The organism is Cupriavidus sp. YAF13 (assembly GCF_052113425.1).
Lineage (GTDB): Bacteria > Pseudomonadota > Gammaproteobacteria > Burkholderiales > Burkholderiaceae > Cupriavidus.
This window is the reverse complement of sequence record NZ_JBFRDD010000069.1, coordinates 21,448-38,937: the sequence shown is the minus strand read 5'-3', so window position 1 is coordinate 38,937 and position 17,490 is coordinate 21,448. Positions and strand designations below refer to the sequence as shown.

At 64.4% G+C, this 17,490-nt stretch carries 19 protein-coding genes and 1 pseudogene; 12 read left to right on the top strand and 8 right to left on the bottom strand.

Features of this window, described 5'->3' with window-relative positions:
• From AB4061_RS35630 to AB4061_RS35600, 7 genes and pseudogenes are all read left to right on the top strand, one after another.
• A pseudogene (locus AB4061_RS35630) lies at positions 1 to 134 on the top strand (IS1595-like element ISCARN29 family transposase); the annotation flags it as partial.
• A gap of 216 nt (positions 135 to 350) precedes the next feature.
• Positions 351 to 518: a hypothetical protein gene (locus AB4061_RS35625; RefSeq protein ID WP_006164149.1), complete on the top strand. Its 168-nt coding sequence runs from the start codon at positions 351 to 353 to the stop codon at positions 516 to 518.
• 76 nt (positions 519 to 594) lie between these two features.
• Entirely contained in the window at positions 595 to 1,206 is a 612-nt protein-coding gene (locus tag AB4061_RS35620; RefSeq protein ID WP_441640839.1) for an SH3 domain-containing protein, read from the top strand.
• Positions 1,207 to 1,365: 159 nt separating this feature from the next.
• Positions 1,366 to 3,015, top strand: coding sequence for an acyl-CoA synthetase (locus tag AB4061_RS35615; protein WP_441640838.1), 1,650 nt, complete (start codon positions 1,366 to 1,368; stop codon positions 3,013 to 3,015).
• A gap of 223 nt (positions 3,016 to 3,238) precedes the next feature.
• Positions 3,239 to 3,988 (top strand): SDR family oxidoreductase, encoded by a 750-nt coding sequence (locus tag AB4061_RS35610; protein ID WP_441640837.1) that lies wholly within the window; start codon positions 3,239 to 3,241, stop codon positions 3,986 to 3,988.
• Between the two features lie 67 nt (positions 3,989 to 4,055).
• Positions 4,056 to 4,379: a putative quinol monooxygenase gene (locus tag AB4061_RS35605; RefSeq protein ID WP_441640836.1), complete on the top strand. Its 324-nt coding sequence runs from the start codon at positions 4,056 to 4,058 to the stop codon at positions 4,377 to 4,379.
• A gap of 472 nt (positions 4,380 to 4,851) precedes the next feature.
• Positions 4,852 to 5,412 (top strand): phasin family protein, encoded by a 561-nt coding sequence (locus tag AB4061_RS35600; RefSeq protein ID WP_441640835.1) that lies wholly within the window; start codon positions 4,852 to 4,854, stop codon positions 5,410 to 5,412.
• 66 nt (positions 5,413 to 5,478) lie between these two features.
• Here AB4061_RS35600 and AB4061_RS35595 read toward each other — a convergent pair whose 3' ends face one another.
• Positions 5,479 to 5,625 (bottom strand): DUF3096 domain-containing protein, encoded by a 147-nt coding sequence (locus AB4061_RS35595; RefSeq protein WP_441640834.1) that lies wholly within the window; start codon positions 5,623 to 5,625, stop codon positions 5,479 to 5,481.
• A gap of 159 nt (positions 5,626 to 5,784) precedes the next feature.
• Positions 5,785 to 6,210, bottom strand: coding sequence for a phasin family protein (locus AB4061_RS35590; protein ID WP_441640833.1), 426 nt, complete (start codon positions 6,208 to 6,210; stop codon positions 5,785 to 5,787).
• A 328-nt stretch (positions 6,211 to 6,538) separates the two neighbouring features.
• On the opposite strand from AB4061_RS35590, the gene AB4061_RS35585 reads away from it, so the two are divergent.
• The 4 genes from AB4061_RS35585 to AB4061_RS35570 all read left to right on the top strand — a co-directional run bounded on the left by AB4061_RS35585 (position 6,539) and on the right by AB4061_RS35570 (position 10,804).
• Positions 6,539 to 7,720: a CaiB/BaiF CoA transferase family protein gene (locus tag AB4061_RS35585; protein ID WP_441640832.1), complete on the top strand. Its 1,182-nt coding sequence runs from the start codon at positions 6,539 to 6,541 to the stop codon at positions 7,718 to 7,720.
• 47 nt (positions 7,721 to 7,767) lie between these two features.
• On the top strand, positions 7,768 to 8,739 hold the full coding sequence (locus AB4061_RS35580) for a Bug family tripartite tricarboxylate transporter substrate binding protein (RefSeq protein WP_441640831.1): 972 nt from the start codon (positions 7,768 to 7,770) through the stop codon (positions 8,737 to 8,739).
• Between the two features lie 9 nt (positions 8,740 to 8,748).
• Positions 8,749 to 9,525, top strand: coding sequence for an enoyl-CoA hydratase (locus AB4061_RS35575; protein ID WP_441640830.1), 777 nt, complete (start codon positions 8,749 to 8,751; stop codon positions 9,523 to 9,525).
• A 187-nt stretch (positions 9,526 to 9,712) separates the two neighbouring features.
• Positions 9,713 to 10,804, top strand: a complete 1,092-nt coding sequence (locus AB4061_RS35570; protein ID WP_441640829.1) for a porin — start codon at positions 9,713 to 9,715, stop codon at positions 10,802 to 10,804.
• 88 nt (positions 10,805 to 10,892) lie between these two features.
• Here the strand turns inward: AB4061_RS35570 and AB4061_RS35565 are convergent, their stop codons facing one another.
• The 5 genes from AB4061_RS35565 to AB4061_RS35545 form a co-directional block, all read right to left on the bottom strand.
• Positions 10,893 to 11,180 carry a hypothetical protein gene (locus tag AB4061_RS35565; protein ID WP_441640828.1) on the bottom strand — a complete coding sequence of 96 codons (288 nt, stop codon included), beginning with the start codon at positions 11,178 to 11,180 and terminating at the stop codon, positions 10,893 to 10,895.
• Positions 11,181 to 11,300: 120 nt separating this feature from the next.
• Positions 11,301 to 11,489 carry a hypothetical protein gene (locus AB4061_RS35560; protein ID WP_441640827.1) on the bottom strand — a complete coding sequence of 63 codons (189 nt, stop codon included), beginning with the start codon at positions 11,487 to 11,489 and terminating at the stop codon, positions 11,301 to 11,303.
• 52 nt (positions 11,490 to 11,541) lie between these two features.
• The gene (locus AB4061_RS35555) at positions 11,542 to 12,699 is read right to left on the bottom strand and encodes an L-talarate/galactarate dehydratase (protein WP_441640826.1); all 1,158 of its coding nucleotides are present in this window, start codon (positions 12,697 to 12,699) and stop codon (positions 11,542 to 11,544) included.
• A gap of 95 nt (positions 12,700 to 12,794) precedes the next feature.
• Positions 12,795 to 13,784: a Bug family tripartite tricarboxylate transporter substrate binding protein gene (locus AB4061_RS35550; RefSeq protein ID WP_441640842.1), complete on the bottom strand. Its 990-nt coding sequence runs from the start codon at positions 13,782 to 13,784 to the stop codon at positions 12,795 to 12,797.
• A gap of 230 nt (positions 13,785 to 14,014) precedes the next feature.
• Entirely contained in the window at positions 14,015 to 15,145 is a 1,131-nt protein-coding gene (locus AB4061_RS35545) for a LacI family DNA-binding transcriptional regulator (RefSeq protein ID WP_441640825.1), read from the bottom strand.
• A 311-nt stretch (positions 15,146 to 15,456) separates the two neighbouring features.
• Between AB4061_RS35545 and AB4061_RS35540 the strand changes: the two genes are divergently transcribed.
• Positions 15,457 to 16,278 carry a CPBP family intramembrane glutamic endopeptidase gene (locus AB4061_RS35540; RefSeq protein WP_441640824.1) on the top strand — a complete coding sequence of 274 codons (822 nt, stop codon included), beginning with the start codon at positions 15,457 to 15,459 and terminating at the stop codon, positions 16,276 to 16,278.
• A 93-nt stretch (positions 16,279 to 16,371) separates the two neighbouring features.
• Here the strand turns inward: AB4061_RS35540 and AB4061_RS35535 are convergent, their stop codons facing one another.
• Positions 16,372 to 17,457: an FUSC family protein gene (locus AB4061_RS35535; protein ID WP_441640823.1), complete on the bottom strand. Its 1,086-nt coding sequence runs from the start codon at positions 17,455 to 17,457 to the stop codon at positions 16,372 to 16,374.
• Positions 17,458 to 17,490: the final 33 nt, after the last annotated feature.

Genomic DNA, 17,490 nt, shown 5'->3' with positions numbered 1-17,490 from the left:
AACTCAGGGGCGTGGCCACCAAGTACTTGCCGAACTACCTGGCTTGGCAACGGCTGATGAGCTGGAACAAGGAAGGCGTTTCCGCCGACGATGTCATCGCGTCAGCTCTCGGCAAGCAGGTCATCAACGTTTAATCTGAACAGCGCCGTTTCATTTGTGTCTCGCTCCAATGGAATGAGTGGAATGAGTGGAATGTATTCGGTACACGCGCACAAAGGTGCGCGTATACCCTCTGGCACTCACGATTGCCCGGACTTAATATGGGCTTGATCGTGCTCAAGGCTGTTACTTAGTACGGACGATGTCATTGGATATAACGTTAAAAAATATAACGACTAACGGAGACATCCATGCAAGATTATCAAAGCCTTGTTTTCATGTGCGCGATTGGCTTGGTGTGCCTCTATGTCTTGCTCGGCACACTCTCCCAATCGCTCGCAATCAAATACGGCGCCCCCGCCATCGTTTCCGTTCTGATGGTGGCGTTCTCCGTCTCGCCCTGGCACGTGGTGGGGTAAACCGCAATCACCAGCGGCCGCGGAGGCCTTGATGCGCCGAGTGGCTGTTAAGTGCGCTCTAGCGGGAATCACCGCGTTGCTGGCAGCGCCCGGTGTGGCGCTTGCGCAGCCTGCCCAAGCCTTTACCACCGCCCCCGTCAACCTGCGTGCCGGACCCGCGCCGGATTACCCGGTGGTGGCGCAACTGTCCGGCGGCGTGCCGCTCACCGTGATGGGGTGCGTCAGCCAGTACACATGGTGCGACGTGGCGCTGCCTAACCTGCGTGGCTGGGTCTATGCCGGGCAGCTTGGCTATCCCTATCAGGGCGGCAGTGTTCCGGTGCTGAACTACGGCACCGTGATCGGCCTTCCCATCATCACGTTCTCCATCGGCGCCTACTGGGGTCGCTACTATCGCGGGCGGCCTTGGTACCACGACCGGGAGCGCTGGGCGCATCGTCCGCCATATGGGCCGGGACCGGGCTATCCGCCCGGACATGCGCGCCCGCCTGGTGGTTATCCGCCCGGCCGTCCGCCGGGTCATGGAGGCGGAGGCGGAGGCGGAGGCGGCCATGGTGGTGGTCACGGTGGTGGTGGCGGTCACAGTGGCGGTGGTCACGGTGGTGGTGGCCACGGCGGCCATGGTGGCCATGGTGGCCACGGCGGCCATGGTGGCCATGGTGGCCATGGTGGCCATGGTGGCCGATAGCATCGCGCCCAAACGGCCCTCGCGACGCACACTGGCAAACGGGTTCAGCCACCCTGGAAATTTTGGCCATTGCCGGGCACGCCGGTGTGGCCCAGAATTTTGCGCACCCCCTGTCCATACGGACGGCTGCCATTCATACAAGAAAACCAGGAGACCACCATGCGCGAATACGCCGAGGCCATCGCCGGCTTTTCCTATGAGGCATCGCTCTCGGAGCGCCTGAGCGGCAAGCTCGATGCCATCAACGCCTGCATCGAATGCTGCGACCGCCATGCACTGCCCGGGCGCATCGCGCTGTTCTGGGAGAGCCGCGACGGCACCAGCGAGACCTATACCTTCAGCCAGTTGCAGAAGCTCTCCGCGCAATTCGCCAACTTCCTCGCGGCGCAAGGCATCGGGCCCGGCGACCGTGTGGCAGGCTTGCTGCCGCGCACGCCGGAGCTGCTTGTCACCATCCTGGGCACCTGGCGCGCCGGCGCGGTCTACCAGCCGTTGTTCACCGCCTTTGGCCCCAAGGCCATCGAGCATCGGCTGCAGACTTCCGGCGCCCGGCTCGTGGTGACCGACGGCGCCAATCGCGGCAAGCTCGATGAGGTGGAGAACTGCCCCGTCGTACTCACCGTTGGCGGCGCCAAAGGGCGCGGCATCGCGCGCGGAGACTTCAGTTTCTGGGCGGAGCTTGACCGCCACCCGGCCCGGTTCGATCCGGTCATGCGCACCGGCGACGATCCGTTCCTGATGATGTTCACCTCCGGCACCACCGGCCCCGCCAAGCCGCTGCTGGTGCCGCTCAAGGCCGTGGCCGCGTTCGCGGGCTACATGCGCGACGCGGTCGACCTGCGCCCGGAGGATGCCTTCTGGAACCTCGCCGATCCTGGCTGGGCCTATGGCTTGTATTACGCGGTGACCGGGCCTCTGGCCCTGGGACACCCCACCACGTTCTACGATGGCCCGTTCAGCATCGAGAGCACATGCCGGGTGATCGACAAGTACGGCATCACCAACCTGGCCGGCTCGCCCACCGCCTATCGCCTGCTGATCGCGGCTGGCCAGGCCGTGGCCGGGCCGCTGCGCGGCAAGCTGCGCGCGGTCAGCAGCGCGGGCGAGCCGCTCAATCCGGAAGTGATCCGCTGGTTCGCCGACCAGCTCTGCGTCACCATTCACGATCACTACGGCCAGACCGAGCTCGGCATGGTGCTGTGCAATCACCACGCGCTGCGCCATCCGGTGCACCTGGGCGCGGCCGGCTTCGCCAGCCCGGGCCATCGCGTGGTGGTGCTGGACGATAACGCACGCGAGTTGCCGGCTGGCCAGCCTGGCACGCTCGCGCTGGATATGGCGCAATCGCCGATGGCCTGGTTTGCCGGCTACCACGGCACGCCCACCGGCGCCTTCGTCGGCCAGTACTACCTGACCGGCGACACCGCGGAGCTGAACCCCGACGGCAGCATCAGCTTTATCGGCCGCGCCGACGATGTCATCACCACCTCGGGCTACCGGGTCGGCCCGTTCGATGTAGAGAGCGCGCTGATCGAGCATCCGGCGGTGGTCGAGACCGCGGTCATCGGCAAGCCCGACCCGGAACGCACCGAACTGATCAAGGCCTTTGTCGTGCTCGGCCCGCAATACAAGGCGAGCCCGGCGCTGGCCGAAGAACTGCGCCTGCACGTGCGCAATCGCCTCGCGGCCCACGCCTATCCCCGCGAAATCGAGTTCGTGCCCGAGTTGCCGAAGACGCCAAGCGGCAAGGTCCAGCGCTTTATCCTGCGCAGCCAGGAAGTGGCGCGGCAGCGCGAGGCGCAGGCGTAGCGTTGCCGGCACGGCTGCCGGCGCAGCAAGACATTGGGGGCGCTGCTTGGCAGCGCCCTTTTTCCTTTTCCCTGAGTCCGCGTGTGGTTGGAAGCGCTTTTCGACAGGCCGCCAAAGATGTCCAATCTTATCGAACGAGCTTGCCAACTCTTTCGTATGGCTTATTGCCCCGCGCTGTCCATACTCCATTCACACCACCACACCACGTTCTCAGGAGAACACCATGAATCGCTTCGAAGGCAAAACCGTACTGGTCACTGGCGGCAACAGTGGCATGGGCCTGGCTACCGCGCAGGCATTCGCCGCCGAAGGCGCGCGCGTCATCGTGACGGGCAGGGACACCGCGACGCTGGAAGCCGCCAAGCCCACGCTGGGCGCTAACGCGCTAGCCATCCAGAATGACGCCGGCACCGTGGACGCCGCCCGCGCGCTGGCAGAACGCCTCACCGATGAAGGCATCAAGCTCGACGCCGTGTTCATCAACGCGGGCATCGCCAGGTTCGCACCGCTGTCGGATGTCGAGGAATCGATGTGGGACCAGACCTTCAATACCAATGTGAAGGGCCCCTTCTTCCAGATCCAGGCACTGGCGCCGCTGTTCAATCCAGGCGCGTCGATTGTGCTCAACGGCTCCATCAACGCGCACATCGGCATGCCGTCATCTGCGGTCTACGCGGCCAGCAAGGCCGGCCTCATCTCGCTGGCCAAGACGCTCTCCGCCGAGCTGCTGCCGCGTGGCGTACGCGTCAATGTGCTCAGCCCGGGCCCGGTGAGCACGCCGCTCTACGGCAAGCTCGGCCTGGACGCCGACACCCTCGCCAACACCGCTGCCCAGATCAAGAGCCAGGTCCCGCTCGGCCGCTTTGGCGACCCGAAGGAAATCGCGGCGACGGTGCTGCATCTCTCGGCCACCGAATCGGCGTTCATCGTCGGCACGGAGATCATCGTCGATGGCGGCATGAGCCAGCTGTGAGGCTTGAGCTGGCTTAGCTGGCTTATCTGATTTACTGACTTGGCATCAGCAAGGAGCACGGAACACCATGAGTGAAAACATCGCCTTTATCGTCCACCTGCCGGGTAAGCCGGAGCATCGCGACGAACTCGAATCCAGCTTGCTGCAAGTACTGGAGCAAATGGCCAAGGAGCCGGATTTCGTCAACACCTACCTGCATCGCTCGGTCGAAGACCCCGACACGCTGGTGCTCTACGAGACCTGGGCTTGCAGCCCCGCGTACTTCCAGGCATATCACTTGAGCCGGCCCTATCGGCAGGCCTATGAGCAGGCATTGCCGAGGCTGCTCAAGCGCGAGCGCACGCTGGAATTCCTCGAGCCGCTGCGCGCGTTCGAGACGCCGGCAGCATAAGCTCGGGCAGTTGACGTTGCCTTCATGGCGGGAGCCGGAAGACGATCATCCGGAAGTGGAGGACGCGGTCTTTGCGCCCGCCCCGGATCGTCATCTGGATTCCGTACGGGGTACGCCGGGAGGATAGACAGGCGCATCTTAGCCGCAGCAATTGGAAATGCGTGCGGTTGCCAACGGAGGAGGAAACCGTCCCCGCGATGGCGGGGACGCACGGTACTTCTGAAAGCACCCCCACACAGTTGGGTAAGCTCATGTCGACCTTGCTGCACAGCAACAAGCGGGATACCGTGTTTGTTCGGGTATCTCCCTAGGGGCTATCCAAATAGAGGGCTCTAGAATCTGCCCTTGGATGGTGCACTGCGCAAATCAGTGATGACGCCGCCTTTCCGAATCTCATATTCGACCCGCTTGCCGCGAGGGCACATGCCGTGCCTGTCGGCCTGGCTGCCGGGCGATACACAGGAGAACACGCATGTTCGTTTTTTCGTCCGACCAGTTCGCTGAAGCCCAGAAAGCCCATTTCGCCAACTTGTTCGCGCTGACGAATACGGCTTTCGACGGTTTCCAGAAACTGGCCGAGCTGAACCTGCAAGCCATGAAGTCGAGCCTGGCCGAAAGCCAGGAGAACGTGCAGGCGGCCTTGTCCGGTGGCGACCTGAAGGATGTCTTCAGCGCACAGGGTAAGTTCGCGCAGCCGGCAGCCGACAAGGCGCTGGCATATGCCCGCCATGTGTACGAGATTGCCTCGGCCACGCAGGCCGAACTCACCAAGACGGTGGAAGCGCAATACGAACAGCACAACCGCAGCGTGCAGACCTTCGTCGATACGTTCGTAAAGAATGCGCCGGCCGGATCGGAGGCGATCACCGCCCTGCTGCAGCAGACGGTTGCCGCCGCCAACAACACCTACGAATCGGTGCAGAAGGCCTCGAAGCAAGCGGTTGAAACGGTGAAGTCCAACATCGAAGCATCGACCGCAGCCGCGACTGGCGCAGCCCAGCAAAGCGCACGCCGCGCTGTCAAGGCATCTTGAAGTAAAGCACGCCCGCGCAGCGCGGCCTTCCCGTGCTGCGCGCCAGAGTCTTTTTGAAATGGCCTCTTAGTGCAGGTGCCCGCCGAACAGCCCTAGCAAGCCGATGACAATCAGGTAGATCGCCACGATGTAGTTCAGCAGCCGCGGCATGATCAGGATCAGGATGCCCGCGATCAGCGAGATCAGCGGGCTGGCGTTTGTGATGGCGATCATGATGGATCCCTTTCACAGCAGTGCCGTCCAGGCACTGCGATGGACGCGATGGCATGGCGCCGTGGCGCCGCCCGTCAAGCCWGGATCGGGAGCGATCCTGGCTTGACGGGGCTGTCCGCAACAGGCTTATCGCTTGCGCGGACTTGGGCTTGCTCGCGCTTACTTGCCCTTCGGCTTCATCAGGTTTTTCGCCTCTTCGATATTCTGCTCCGCGCGCTTGGTAATCACGGCCAGCGCCTCGGCCTGCGACTTCTGCGCCATCTCCGCCAGTTCACGCATATTGTTGAACGCCTTCTGCAGGCCCTGCTGAACGAACTCGCCTTGCTTGGCCATGGCCTCGGCCGGGTTGCCGCCGGTGGTCATCTTTTGCGCCGCCGACTGGATCTCCTGCATGGTCTTGCTCAGGATCTCCGTTTGCTTCTGCACCAGTGCCTGCATGCCTTCGTAGGCCACCTTGTTGGCCTCCGCGATGGCTTCGATATCCTTGCGCCGCGCTTCGATTACCGAGGTCATATCGACCCCGGGGAGCTTGTACTGCTCGAGCAACTTGCTGAAATCGGTGAACGGATTGGACGGTGTCGACATGATGCATCTCCTCGCTGGGGGTAGGTGAAGCAGGGAACTGGCCGCGCCGGGATCCGGATGCGTCTGCCCGATTGACTTCTCGATGGCGGCGGGCGCGGTAGCTCAAGTGTAGCGCGTGCCGCACGCCGCTAGGGGGGAAAGCGCCGCCGTTTGCAGCCGAGCGCCCCGGAATTCACTTCGCCCCCCCCGGTCCTCACCAAGCCCTTACCAAGCCTTCACCAGGCCGTTCGAATTCGGCGAACGCTTCCTTGAAAACTATGAACTGGCCTGCCCGGGGGGCCGCCGATACACTCGCCCGCACCATCACTACCTGTCTTGCGGAGACCCCATGCTTCATCAGGCCCTGGCCGGCATCAAGGTGCTGGATTTGTCCCGGATACTGGCCGGCCCGTGGTGCACGCAGAACCTGGCCGACCTGGGCGCCGAGGTCACCAAGGTAGAACGCCCCGGTCACGGCGACGATACGCGCGGCTGGGGCCCGCCCTACTTGCACGCCCCCGTAGGCAGCGCGGGCGGCGACAGCGAGACCGGCCTCTCCGCTTACTTCATCTGCTGCAACCGCGGCAAGCGATCCGTGGCCATCGACTACGCCACTCCCGAAGGCGCCGCGCAGATCCGCGCGCTTGCGCTGCAAGCCGATGTGCTGGTGGAGAACTACAAGGTTGGCACGCTGCGCCGCTACGGCCTGGACTATGAAACGCTCAAGGCGCTCAACCCGCGGCTGGTCTATCTGTCGATCACCGGCTTTGGCCAGAGCGGCCCGATGGCCGACAAGCCCGGCTACGACTACGTGTTCCAGGGCATGGGCGGGCTGATGAGCTACACCGGGCACCCCGACGGCGAGCCTGGCGCCGGCCCGCTGCGCACGGGCGTGGCGGTGGTGGACCTGACCACCGGCATGTATGCCACCTCGGCCGTGCTGGCGGCCTTGCTGCGCCGTCACGCCACCGGCGAGGGCGAGTACCTGGATATCGCCCTGCTTGACGTGGCAGTCGCGCTCAATGCCAACCAGGCCTCCAACTACCTGGTGTCCGGCAAGGCGCCGCAACGCAGCGGCAATGCGCATCCCAACTGCGCGCCGTACGAAGTCTTTCGCTGCGCGGATGGCCACCTGATCCTTGCCATCGGCAACGACGCGCAGTTCGCACGCTTCTGCGAAGTGGCCAGCTTGGGTGCGCTGGCAGCAGACCCGCGCTACGCCAGCAACTCCGGGCGCATCGCCAACCTGCCGGCGCTGCGCAAGCGGCTCACCGACGTGTTCCCCACCCGCGACCGGCAGAGCTGGACGCAAGCCTTCGACGCGGCCGGCGTGCCATGGGGCCCGATCCACTCCATGGAAGACGTGTTTGCGCATCCGCAGGTGGCGCACCGCCAACTGGTGCAGCAAGCCGAACACCCGGTGCTTGGCCGCGTGCCGATGATCCGCAACCCCATGCTGGCCAGCAGCGGCGCGCGAGCACTGGCGCCGCCGCCGCTGCTCGATGAGCACGGCCAGCGCAACGGCAGCTAGTGCCGACGCGCACCGACACCTAAGAAGAACCCATCCGGAGACATCGCTTGAACAAACGCATCATCGCCACCACCCTGCTCGCCGGCCTGAGCCTTGCCAGCGGCGCGCACGCCTCGGCCTACCCCGACAAGCCCATCAAGCTGATCGTGCCCTACGCGGCAGGCGGCACCACCGACATCATCGCGCGCATCGTCGGCACCCGGCTCGGCGCCGTGCTCAAGCAGCCCGTCGTGGTGGAAAACCGCCCTGGCGCGGGCGGCGCCGTGGGCAGCGCGTATGCGGCCAAGCAGCCCGCGGACGGCTATACGCTGGTCATGGAAGTGGAAAGCTCGCACGCGGTCAACCCCAACGTGTACGCCAAGACGGCCTACGACCCCGTCAGGGATTTCGACCCCATCAGCAACCTCGCCGACGTGCCCAACGTACTGGTGGTCAACCCTGCCTTCCCGGCCAGCGACCTGCCCGCCTTCATCAAGCTGCTCAAGGCCAACCCGGGCAAGTACTCGTTCGGATCTTCGGGCAATGGCGGCCTGAGCCATATGAACGGCGAGCTGTTCATGAACGAGACTGGCACCAGGATGCTCCACGTGCCCTACAAAGGCCTGGGCCCCGCGCTCAACGATGCGGTGGCGGGCCAGATCCAGGTGGTGTTCGACAACATCCCCTCTTCCTCCAGCCTGATCCAGGGCCACCGCCTGCGCCCGCTGGCGGTGGCTGCCAGGCAGCGGCTGAAGGTACTGCCCAATGTGCCAACCTATGCCGAGGCCGGCCTGCCCGCCATGAACAATCCCTCCTGGTTTGGCCTGGGCGCGCCAGCCGGCACGCCAGCGGCTATCCTGGACAAGCTCAACGACGCAGTGCGGCAGGTGCTGGCCGATCCCGAGGTCGTCACCGCCATCGAGAAGCAAGGCGCCATTCCGGCACCGACGACGCGCGGGGCATTCGCCGACCTGATCCGCGGCCAGAACGCACACTGGAAGAAGGTCGTCGAAGATATCCATTTCACAAAACTGCAGTGAGACCACGCCATGAGCCAAGCAGATAACAAGCCATACGCCGGCATCGAGATCAATGCGCTCGGCATCGCCACCCTCACCATCCGCGAGGCCGGCTCGCTCAACATCCTCAGCACACCGGTCATCGCCGCGCTGACCCAGGCCGTGGCCGAGCTCGCGGCCGTTGACGAGATCCGCGTGCTGATCGTGCAAGGCGCCGGAGAAAAAGGCTTTATCGGCGGCGCCGACATCAAGGAGATGGCCGCACTAACCCGCGACAGCGCGCAGCGCTTCATCAGTGGCCTACGCGGCCTGTGCGACGCGCTGCGCCACTTCCCCGTGCCCGTGATCGCGCGCATGCCGGGCTGGTGCCTGGGCGGCGGCCTGGAACTCGCGCTGGCCTGCGACATCCGCGTCGCCGCGGACAACACCCACGTCGGCATGCCCGAGGTCAAGGTGGGCATTCCGTCGGTCATCCACGCCGCACTGATGCCCCGCCTGATCGGCAACGCCCGCGCCGCGTGGATGCTGCTGACCGGCGAGATCTCCGACGCGCGCGAAGCGCTGGCGTGGGGCCTGGTGAGCAAGGTGGTGCCGCTAGCCGAACTGGACGCCGAGGTCGAACGCCTCGCCACGCTGCTGGCCGGCTTCGGCCCTGCCGTGGTGCGCCAGCAGAAGCGGCTGTTGCGCGAGTGGGAAGAGGCGCCGCTGGATGTGGCCATCAACAACAGCGTGGCGGAGTTTGGCAGTGCCTTCGAGACCGGGGAGCCGCAGCGGTACATGAACGAGTTCCTGCAGCGCAAGCGGTAAGCGGTAAGCGGTAAGCGGTAAGCGGTAAGCGGGAAAAAGGGGCCAAGGCAGCCCGGACGGACTGTTCGCAGGCAGGAACAGTCTGTTCCGGGAACGCCCTTTTTTGCATTGTCCTTATGACGCTACATTGACGCCGCTGCGATGCCCGAGCCCATGGGGCGCCGCCAATCATAAGGAAATCAACGCAATGAAATCTCGTGCATGGCTGGCGCTGTTGCCGCTCATTCCCGGCGCCGCAATGGCGCAAGGCAGTATCACGCTTTACGGCGTGGTCGATGCCGGCATCGAATACCTGAGCCACGTGCCAAACGCCACCGGCGGCAGCAACTCCACGGTGCGCATGTCCACCGGCAACCTCTCCACCTCGCGCTTCGGCCTGCGTGGCACGGAAGACCTGGGCAACGGACTTAAGGGCGTATTCGTATTGGAGAACGGCTTCGACCTCGACACTGGCAAGGTCAACCAGGGCGGCCGCCTGTTCGGCCGCCAGGCCTTCGCCGGCCTGCAGGCCCAGTACGGCACGCTGACCCTCGGCCGCCAGCAAACGCTGCTGTACGATCTCTCGTCGGCGTTCGACCCAATGATCATCTCGACCCGCTACTCGCTGCTGATGCACGACAAATGGATGTCGGGCCGCGCCGACAACGCCATCAAGTTCACCGGCACCACGGGCGGCATCTACTACGGCCTGCTCTACAGCACCGGCTACGACAGCACCGCCGGCGGCGAAATCGCCGGCGCATCCAAGGCAGGACGGGAATGGAGCGCCAGCCTGGGCTACGCCAGCGGCCCCCTGTCCATGCGCGTGGCCTACGACGAAGTCCGCGGCAGCACGGTCACGCTGCAGGACAACCGCGAGCGCCGCGCCGCCGTGGCCGCGGCCTATGCCTTCTCGTCGGTCAAGGTACTGGCGGGCTACCGCTACTACCGTGGCGACTTCACCACCAGCTCCCTGCGCACCAACCTCTACTGGGCAGGCGTGCAGTACCAGGCCACGCCAGCTATTTCACTGACCGGCGCTGCGTACTACACCGACGTGCGCAACACGTCGGCTGATCCGCTGAGCTTTGTCTTATCCGGCACGTACGCGCTGTCCAAACGTACCGATCTCTACACGATCCTCGCTTACGCGAAGAACCGCGATGGGTCTGCGATGGGATTGTCCGGGTTCGGGCCATCGCTGAATGCCAATGCGACGACGCTGGTGAATACCACGGAACAAGTCGGCGCCGGGCAAAGCCAGGTTGGCGCGATTGTGGGTGTGCGGCATCGGTTCTGAGCCGCTTTTCTTGAGTTGTGAGCCCAGCGCGAAACGCTTTATCGACCTTGGCCCGCGCTTAAGCGGGCAAAGATGGCGCCTCTGACGCCTACGGCAAGTTTCTGCCAGGAAGTGAAGGCGCCTTTCCGCGCGCACCGGTGGCGCGCACCGCATGCCGGTCATTGGCTCGCGTGCGGTTCCTGTCCCGGCCCGCCGCATTGGGCCCACGGCTGTCGGGCAGGCCGCGGCCGCTAAGGTAATTATCCGCACGGCCACCGAATGCACCGATCCTGACTTCCTCGCCCATCCCCCCAACAACATGCTGCGCCTGGGCGGCTCCCGAGGTCGCCGCCAGCATGGCAATCGCCATCAGGGCAAACGAGTAGATCTTGTTCATGCGATTTTCCTGCGTTTCATGTTGTACGGCATGCCGCTATATTGGCGGCCACAGTCTTATGGGGCTGGGGGAGCATAGTGTGACTGGCCCCCTTCCGTTGTAATCAATTGTTAATACCTGTCAGGTGCGAGGGCGGAAAGCAACAATGCGCAGCCGGGCGATCACGTCGGTGGTCCCGCCCGCCGGCGTGCCTACGAGCATGCGAATGGGTGCGTTCGGGAACTTGGCTTGCGCCGTGGCGGCGCCACCGGCACAAGCCATCAGAAGCGCTGCCACGCAGCGTAGCGTCGTGATCCTGTTTCGCATCATGTCTCCGTCTTTATCGCATCTTTATCATTGCACCGCCCCGCACGCTTGCCGGTTACCGCTTGGCGCCGAACTCCGCCTCCTCCCGGGTCCACCCGGCCACTTGACCGCTCAGGCTCACGCCGATCCCCGGCCGCGTCGGCACCAGCATGCGGCCGTCCTTGATTTCGAGGCGTTCGTTGAACAATGGCTCCAGCCATTCGAAGTGCTCCACCCACGGCTCGCGCGGGTACGCTGCCGCGAGGTGGACATGCAACTCCATGGCAAAGTGAGGCGCAATCATCAGTCCCGCGTGATCTGCCAGCGTTGCCACCGTCAGGAAGGGCGTGATGCCGCCCACGCGCGGGCCATCGGGCATCAGGTAATCAGCTGCGCGATGGCGAATCAGGTCCCAGTGTTCCGCCACGCTCGTCAGCATCTCGCCGGTGGCGATCGGCGTGTCGAATTGCGCGGCCAATGCGGCATGGCCTTCGGCGTCGTAGGCGTCCAGCGGCTCTTCGATCCAGGTCAGGTTGAACTGCTCCAAGATGCGGCACATGCGCTGCGCGGTCGGCCGATCCCACTGCTGGTTGGCATCGACCATCAGCGCAAAGCCATCGCCCAGGTGTTTGCGCACCGTCTCCACCCGCTTGATGTCGGCGGCGCAGTTGGGCTGCCCAACCTTCAGCTTGATGCCGCCGATGCCCTTCTCCACCGATTTGCTCGCGTTCACCAGAAGCTGGTCGAGCGGCGTATGAAGGAAGCCGCCCGAGGTGTTGTAGCACTTCACCGAATCGCGGTGCGCCCCGAGAAGCTTCGCCAGCGGCAGGTTGGCGCGCCTGGCCTTGAGGTCCCACAGCGCAACGTCGAATGCGCCAATGGCTTGCGTGGCCAAGCCGCTGCGCCCGACGGATGCACCCGCCCAGATCAGCTTGTTCCACAGCCGCGCGATGTCGTTGGCATCCTCGCCGATCAGCGCCGGCGCGATCTCCCTGGCATGTGCGAATTGCCCGGGTCCCCCGGCCCGCTTGGCGTAGCTGAATCCGAGCCCCTTGTCGCCGCCCTCCGTCTCGATCTCGGCAAAGAGTATCGCGATCTCGGTCATCGGCTTCTGTCTGCCGGTCAGCACCTTGGCGTCGCTGATGGGTGTCGCGAGCGGCAGGTACACCGATGAAAGCCGGATCGATGCGATGTTGTCGTTTGCGCCGGTCTTCTGCTGGTGCTGCGTGGTCATGCTTGTGCTCCTGATTTCTTGAGATGCGGCCCACCGAGGCCGCCTGGTGATGCGAGGTGATGCGTGGGGATGCATGGTGATGCCTGGTGCCGGCCCTACTCGATCATTGCACCGGATTCCCTGACGGTCTTGCCCCATTTCTCTATTTCGGCCTTGACGAACTCGTTCGCCTTGGCGGGTGAACTGCCGACCACGACGAACCCTGCGGCCTCGAGCTTTTCCTTGACCTTGGGATTGGCCATCGCCTTTTCCGATGCGGCGGCAAGCTTGTCGATGATGGCCTTGGGCGTGCCTGCGGGAGCTGCCAGGCCGAACCAGGAGACCGCAGAGAAACCGGGGAAGCCGGACTCGGCGATGGTCGGCACGTTCGGATAGGAGGGGTTCCGCTCGGCGCTGAAGACGGCAATCGGCCGCAGCTTGCCTGACTTGACGTACGGCAGCAAAACGTCCTGGTTCAGCGTGAGGATGGGCACATGCCCGGCAAGCGTGTCGCTGATGGCTGCGGCGCCGCCCTTGTAGGGCACGGGCGTGATCTTGAATCCTGCGGCCGACTCGAGCATCTGCATGCCCAGGTGGTTCGAAGACCCGTTGCCGGAATTGGCAGCCTGGTATTTTCCGGGCGAGGCTTTGACGAGCTTGAGGAATTCCTGGATGGTCTTGGCCGGAAACTCGGGGTTCACCACCAGCACATTCGGCCCGGTCGCCAGCAAGGAAATGTGGGCAAAATCCTTGTCCGCATACGGCAGCTTGTTGTAGAGGCCGTAGTTGATCGCGTTCGAACCCACGCCCGAGATCAACAAGGTGTAGCCATCTGGCACCGCGCGTGCCACCGCCACGGAGCCGATCCCGCCATTAGCGCCGCCCCTGTTCTCCACGACGAACGACTGTCCGAGCTGGGCCTGCAGTTCTGCAGCCAGGATCCGGCCCATTGCGTCGGAGCTGCCCCCCGCGGGGAACGGCACGACGATGTTCACTGGCTTGGCGGGATATGGCTGCTGCGCTGCCGCCGGCAACGCCAGCGTGGCGGCAGCGAGCGCCACGCAAATCAAGGGAACGCAACGGCGCGCCTGCGCCTGGCAAATCATGGTCATGGGTGTCTCCTGCCTGATGGACTGGGCTGCCTCATGCGTAACTGGGCGAGCCCTTCTACTCGTTGCCAACGCGCTCTTCATCAACCAGACGCGCTGATTGTTAGCGCTAACATTTCGAGGCGAATCACTTGGGCGTTTCGCCTGCCAATCAACAACGGCTGTATGTTAGCGCTACCATTTGACAGATTCAAGGCTCAACTTTGCAGGGAAATCCCTAGCCGCATTCAAATAGAGCCTTTTGATTTGCTTTTTGAGGTACTTCTTCTTTCGATGATGCTGAAACCGACATCGACAACGGTCTCGGACCCGGCGGACTCCGTCTTCTCGATCCTGGCGACCAGGAAACGCGCAGCGCGATTGCCGATCGCCTTCCCATCGATGCTGACGGAACTGAGTGTCGGAGACAACTCGGCGGCGAAATCGTAGTCGCCGAACCCCATCACCGCGAGCTGATCCGGAACACCAATGCCCCGCTCTTGCGCCTCCACGATGACCCCCTGCGCCAAAGGGTCGGAGCTGCAGACCACGACATCCAGCCCAGGGGCACGTTCCAGTAGCTTGGCGAAATGCCGCTTGCCCAAGCCCATGGTGCTTGGCACCGGCACCGACTCGAGGGGCACGTCGCTGATGCCGTGTCTGGCCAGCGCCGCAAGCAAGCCGCGGCGGCGAACGTCGCCCCGCTGGTCATTGGCGAACACAAGTCCGAATCGCCGATACCCCTTGTCCAACAGATACTCCGCCACGGCCACCCCGACCTGCTCGTGGGAAAAGCCAACCAGCATGTCCATTGGCGAGGGACTCATATCCCAGGTCTCGACCAGCGGGATGCCGGATTTGAGCAGTCGGGTGCGCGTGGTGTCGGTATGCACCGTGCCGGTCAGGACGATGCCATCGGGACGGCGGCTCAGGATGGCGTCCAGCAGTTCCTGCTCGCGCGACGCGTCGTATCCGGAAAGGCCGAGCATCACCTGGTATCCGGCCTTGCCGAGTTCGTCCGTGAGCGCCTGCGTGACTTGGGCAAACATGGAATTCGCGATGGTCGGCACCACTACCGCAACGAGCCGGCTACGGCGTGAAGCCAGTCCCCCTGCAAGCAGGTTCGGCACATAGCCAGTGCGCTCGATGGCACCTTTCACCACCGCGAGCGTGCGAGGCGAAACCCGTTCCGGGTTGTTCAGGACCCGCGACACCGTCATGGCAGATACGCCAGCGATGCTGGCGACATCGGCCACCGTGGCGCTGCCGGTCGCTCGGGGCGAGCTGCGAGCGTGCAGCAACGCTGCCGGTACCGGCGTCTTGCCGCTGCCCTCTTCGCTGGACGGGTTGCCCTCAATGGCTTTTTTTGCCTGCTTCATCGCTTCTGCTGGTAGTTGTGCCGGGGACCGGATAGTTGCTTCCGAACGCCGCACTCGCAGAGTATACCCACCTGGCCAGGCAGACCCGATGCCGCCGGAAGCGGGTTGCATGTGTCCGCCTTGAACCTGGATGCCTTCTTTATCCGATATCCCATAGCGCTGCGCCATTCCCCCCAGCTGAAAGTGAAAGCCATCCATCACCTGCCCTGGCCGTGTTTCGGGCAGCCGGTTCTACAGAATCGCGGTGCCGCCGCCGTTAATGGAGGCGGCAACCCACGACAAGCTCATCGTCCTGACAGATCTCGCGATCCATGAATCCACCCCCGCAAGACCAGACCCAACCGATTACCTTCCAATGGGCGCTCGCGCTCACCTTCGTGGCCTGGTTTGTCGAGGTGATATTGACCATGTTGCTGCGCCCGGCCTTGCTGCGCAGCGGCATGCAGCCAATGGCCGCAGCCAGCCTGATTCGCGTGGCCTGCTATGGGCTGGTATTCAGCACCCTGCTGCATGCCAGCGGGCTGAGCTACCGCAGGTTGTTCCACGAGGGCCGGGCCAGCGTGGCGGCCACGCTGGGCGTGCTGGCCCCCCCGATCCTGCTGATGGTGCCGCTGATCTTGCTGCTCGATGGGCTGGCCATGCTCGGCATAGAGGCGCTGTTCCCATTTTCCGCCGACGATGCGCGCATGATCACGGAGATGACGAGCGGCGGCATCGGCATCTGGGTGCTGGTGTGCGTGATCGCGCCGTTCGTCGAGGAAATGTTCTTCCGCGGCATCCTGCTGCGCGGCATGCTCAGGCGGTACGCGCGCGCCGATGCCACCGTGTATTCGGCCTTCGTCTTCGGCGTGGCGCACCTGAACATCTACCAGTTCGTGATCGCGTTCGCCGTCGGGCTGTTCGCGGCGGCGCTCTATTGCCGCACGCGTTCGCTCTGGCCCGGCATCGTCCTGCATGCGGGCCTGAACACAGGCGTCATGGTCTGCGCCGCGATGGCGCCGGAAAGCACGGCGCTGGAAGCGCCGGTCGGCGTGTGGGCGCTAGCCGTTCCATTGGGGCTGGCCGGGGCCTGGATGCTGCGCCGGCTGCTGTGGTACCCGCGTGGCGCGGGTGCGGCCGAAGGCCAATCCTGACGTCGCGCTTTCTCCCTGCCGGCAATCCACGAGGCCGGCGCCCGGGCAAACTCATCACCGGCGTCGAGGCGACCGGTGAACACCAAAGCAGGCTTAAATGTTCCAGCGATCCGCGATGGCCGCCAGACGCTGCCTGAGATCGTCGAACTCGCCGGACAAGCGCAGCGTCAGCGAGACATAGCCAGCCCATTGCGGCGCAACGGTGCCCGCAATTCGCGCAAGCGAACAAGTACCGCGCGGCGCCAGGCGCGCCACCACGCCATGGGTCAACGCGCGCGCCATGCCGATCAGCATGGCGCTGACGCGGCGGTTTTCTTCGGCAAGATGGTCGCGCACGAATGCCTTGGCCTCTTCGTCGTCAACGCGCGGGCGCGTGGCCGCGAGCACTTCCAGCAGGCTGATGCACACGCGCATGCCGTGCTGGATGGCTTCGAGCTGCTCCATCGAGACATTGATCTCCTTGGCCACCGACGGCATCAGCGATCGCAGCTGCACCAGCAAGCTGCCTTGCAGCACCATGGCCTGCTGCAGCACGGCCCGGTCGAAGCCCGCATCGTTGACGATGGCCGCGTGCATCCTGGCGCAACTGCGCAGGGCCTCGGCCAGCTTGTAGCGCCACGTATAGGTGGCGTGCAGGGGCAGCGCAAAGGAGAACAGCAGCGCGATCGCGATGCCAATCAGCACATCCGCCGCGCGCCAGAGGCCGTCCGCAATGGCGTTCTCGCCATGGCCGGCGACGATAAAGATGGTAATGGCGGAGAGCAGCGCCACGTAGCCACCCTTGCCGATCGCGTGATACGCACAGATGGCGCAAGCGATCACGATCAGCGCGTAGCTGAGCAAGGGCGCGTGCAAATACGATTGCTGCAGGATGATCACCAGCCCCGCGCCCGCGCCGATCAGCGTGCCGAGCGCTCGCTCGGCCGCCTTCTTGCGGATATTGCCGTGGTGCTGCAGGCCACCGATGACCACCAGCAGCGTGATCGATGCCCATTCGCCATGAGGCAGGTGGATGCCGGTGGTCAGCGCAATGGACGTCAGCAGGCCAAGCGCCACCCTGGCTGCATGAATCACCTTGGCATGGCGGTAGCGGCGCGCCGGATCCAGCACCGGGCGCAGCGCACGCCGCAGCATCGGATGGACGCGCGTGAGCAGACGGGTGATTCTTGGCAGCAACATCGGCGACCTGGCTGACAGCGAAGCGGCGCTGGG

What these genes read in the sequence shown, in the direction of transcription:
- AB4061_RS35625 (WP_006164149.1), top strand. Translation starts at nt 351, where the DNA reads ATGCAAGATTATCAAAGCCTTGTTTTCATGTGCGCGATTGGCTTGGTG.
- AB4061_RS35615 (WP_441640838.1), top strand. Translation starts at nt 1,366, where the DNA reads ATGCGCGAATACGCCGAGGCCATCGCCGGCTTTTCCTATGAGGCATCG.
- AB4061_RS35610 (WP_441640837.1), top strand. Translation starts at nt 3,239, where the DNA reads ATGAATCGCTTCGAAGGCAAAACCGTACTGGTCACTGGCGGCAACAGT.
- AB4061_RS35605 (WP_441640836.1), top strand. Translation starts at nt 4,056, where the DNA reads ATGAGTGAAAACATCGCCTTTATCGTCCACCTGCCGGGTAAGCCGGAG.
- AB4061_RS35600 (WP_441640835.1), top strand. Translation starts at nt 4,852, where the DNA reads ATGTTCGTTTTTTCGTCCGACCAGTTCGCTGAAGCCCAGAAAGCCCAT.
- AB4061_RS35595 (WP_441640834.1), bottom strand. Translation starts at nt 5,625, where the DNA reads ATGATCGCCATCACAAACGCCAGCCCGCTGATCTCGCTGATCGCGGGC.
- AB4061_RS35590 (WP_441640833.1), bottom strand. Translation starts at nt 6,210, where the DNA reads ATGTCGACACCGTCCAATCCGTTCACCGATTTCAGCAAGTTGCTCGAG.
- AB4061_RS35585 (WP_441640832.1), top strand. Translation starts at nt 6,539, where the DNA reads ATGCTTCATCAGGCCCTGGCCGGCATCAAGGTGCTGGATTTGTCCCGG.
- AB4061_RS35575 (WP_441640830.1), top strand. Translation starts at nt 8,749, where the DNA reads ATGAGCCAAGCAGATAACAAGCCATACGCCGGCATCGAGATCAATGCG.
- AB4061_RS35570 (WP_441640829.1), top strand. Translation starts at nt 9,713, where the DNA reads ATGAAATCTCGTGCATGGCTGGCGCTGTTGCCGCTCATTCCCGGCGCC.
- AB4061_RS35565 (WP_441640828.1), bottom strand. Translation starts at nt 11,180, where the DNA reads ATGAACAAGATCTACTCGTTTGCCCTGATGGCGATTGCCATGCTGGCG.
- AB4061_RS35560 (WP_441640827.1), bottom strand. Translation starts at nt 11,489, where the DNA reads ATGATGCGAAACAGGATCACGACGCTACGCTGCGTGGCAGCGCTTCTG.
- AB4061_RS35555 (WP_441640826.1), bottom strand. Translation starts at nt 12,699, where the DNA reads ATGACCACGCAGCACCAGCAGAAGACCGGCGCAAACGACAACATCGCA.
- AB4061_RS35550 (WP_441640842.1), bottom strand. Translation starts at nt 13,784, where the DNA reads ATGATTTGCCAGGCGCAGGCGCGCCGTTGCGTTCCCTTGATTTGCGTG.
- AB4061_RS35545 (WP_441640825.1), bottom strand. Translation starts at nt 15,145, where the DNA reads ATGAAGCAGGCAAAAAAAGCCATTGAGGGCAACCCGTCCAGCGAAGAG.
- AB4061_RS35540 (WP_441640824.1), top strand. Translation starts at nt 15,457, where the DNA reads ATGAATCCACCCCCGCAAGACCAGACCCAACCGATTACCTTCCAATGG.
- AB4061_RS35535 (WP_441640823.1), bottom strand. Translation starts at nt 17,457, where the DNA reads ATGTTGCTGCCAAGAATCACCCGTCTGCTCACGCGCGTCCATCCGATG.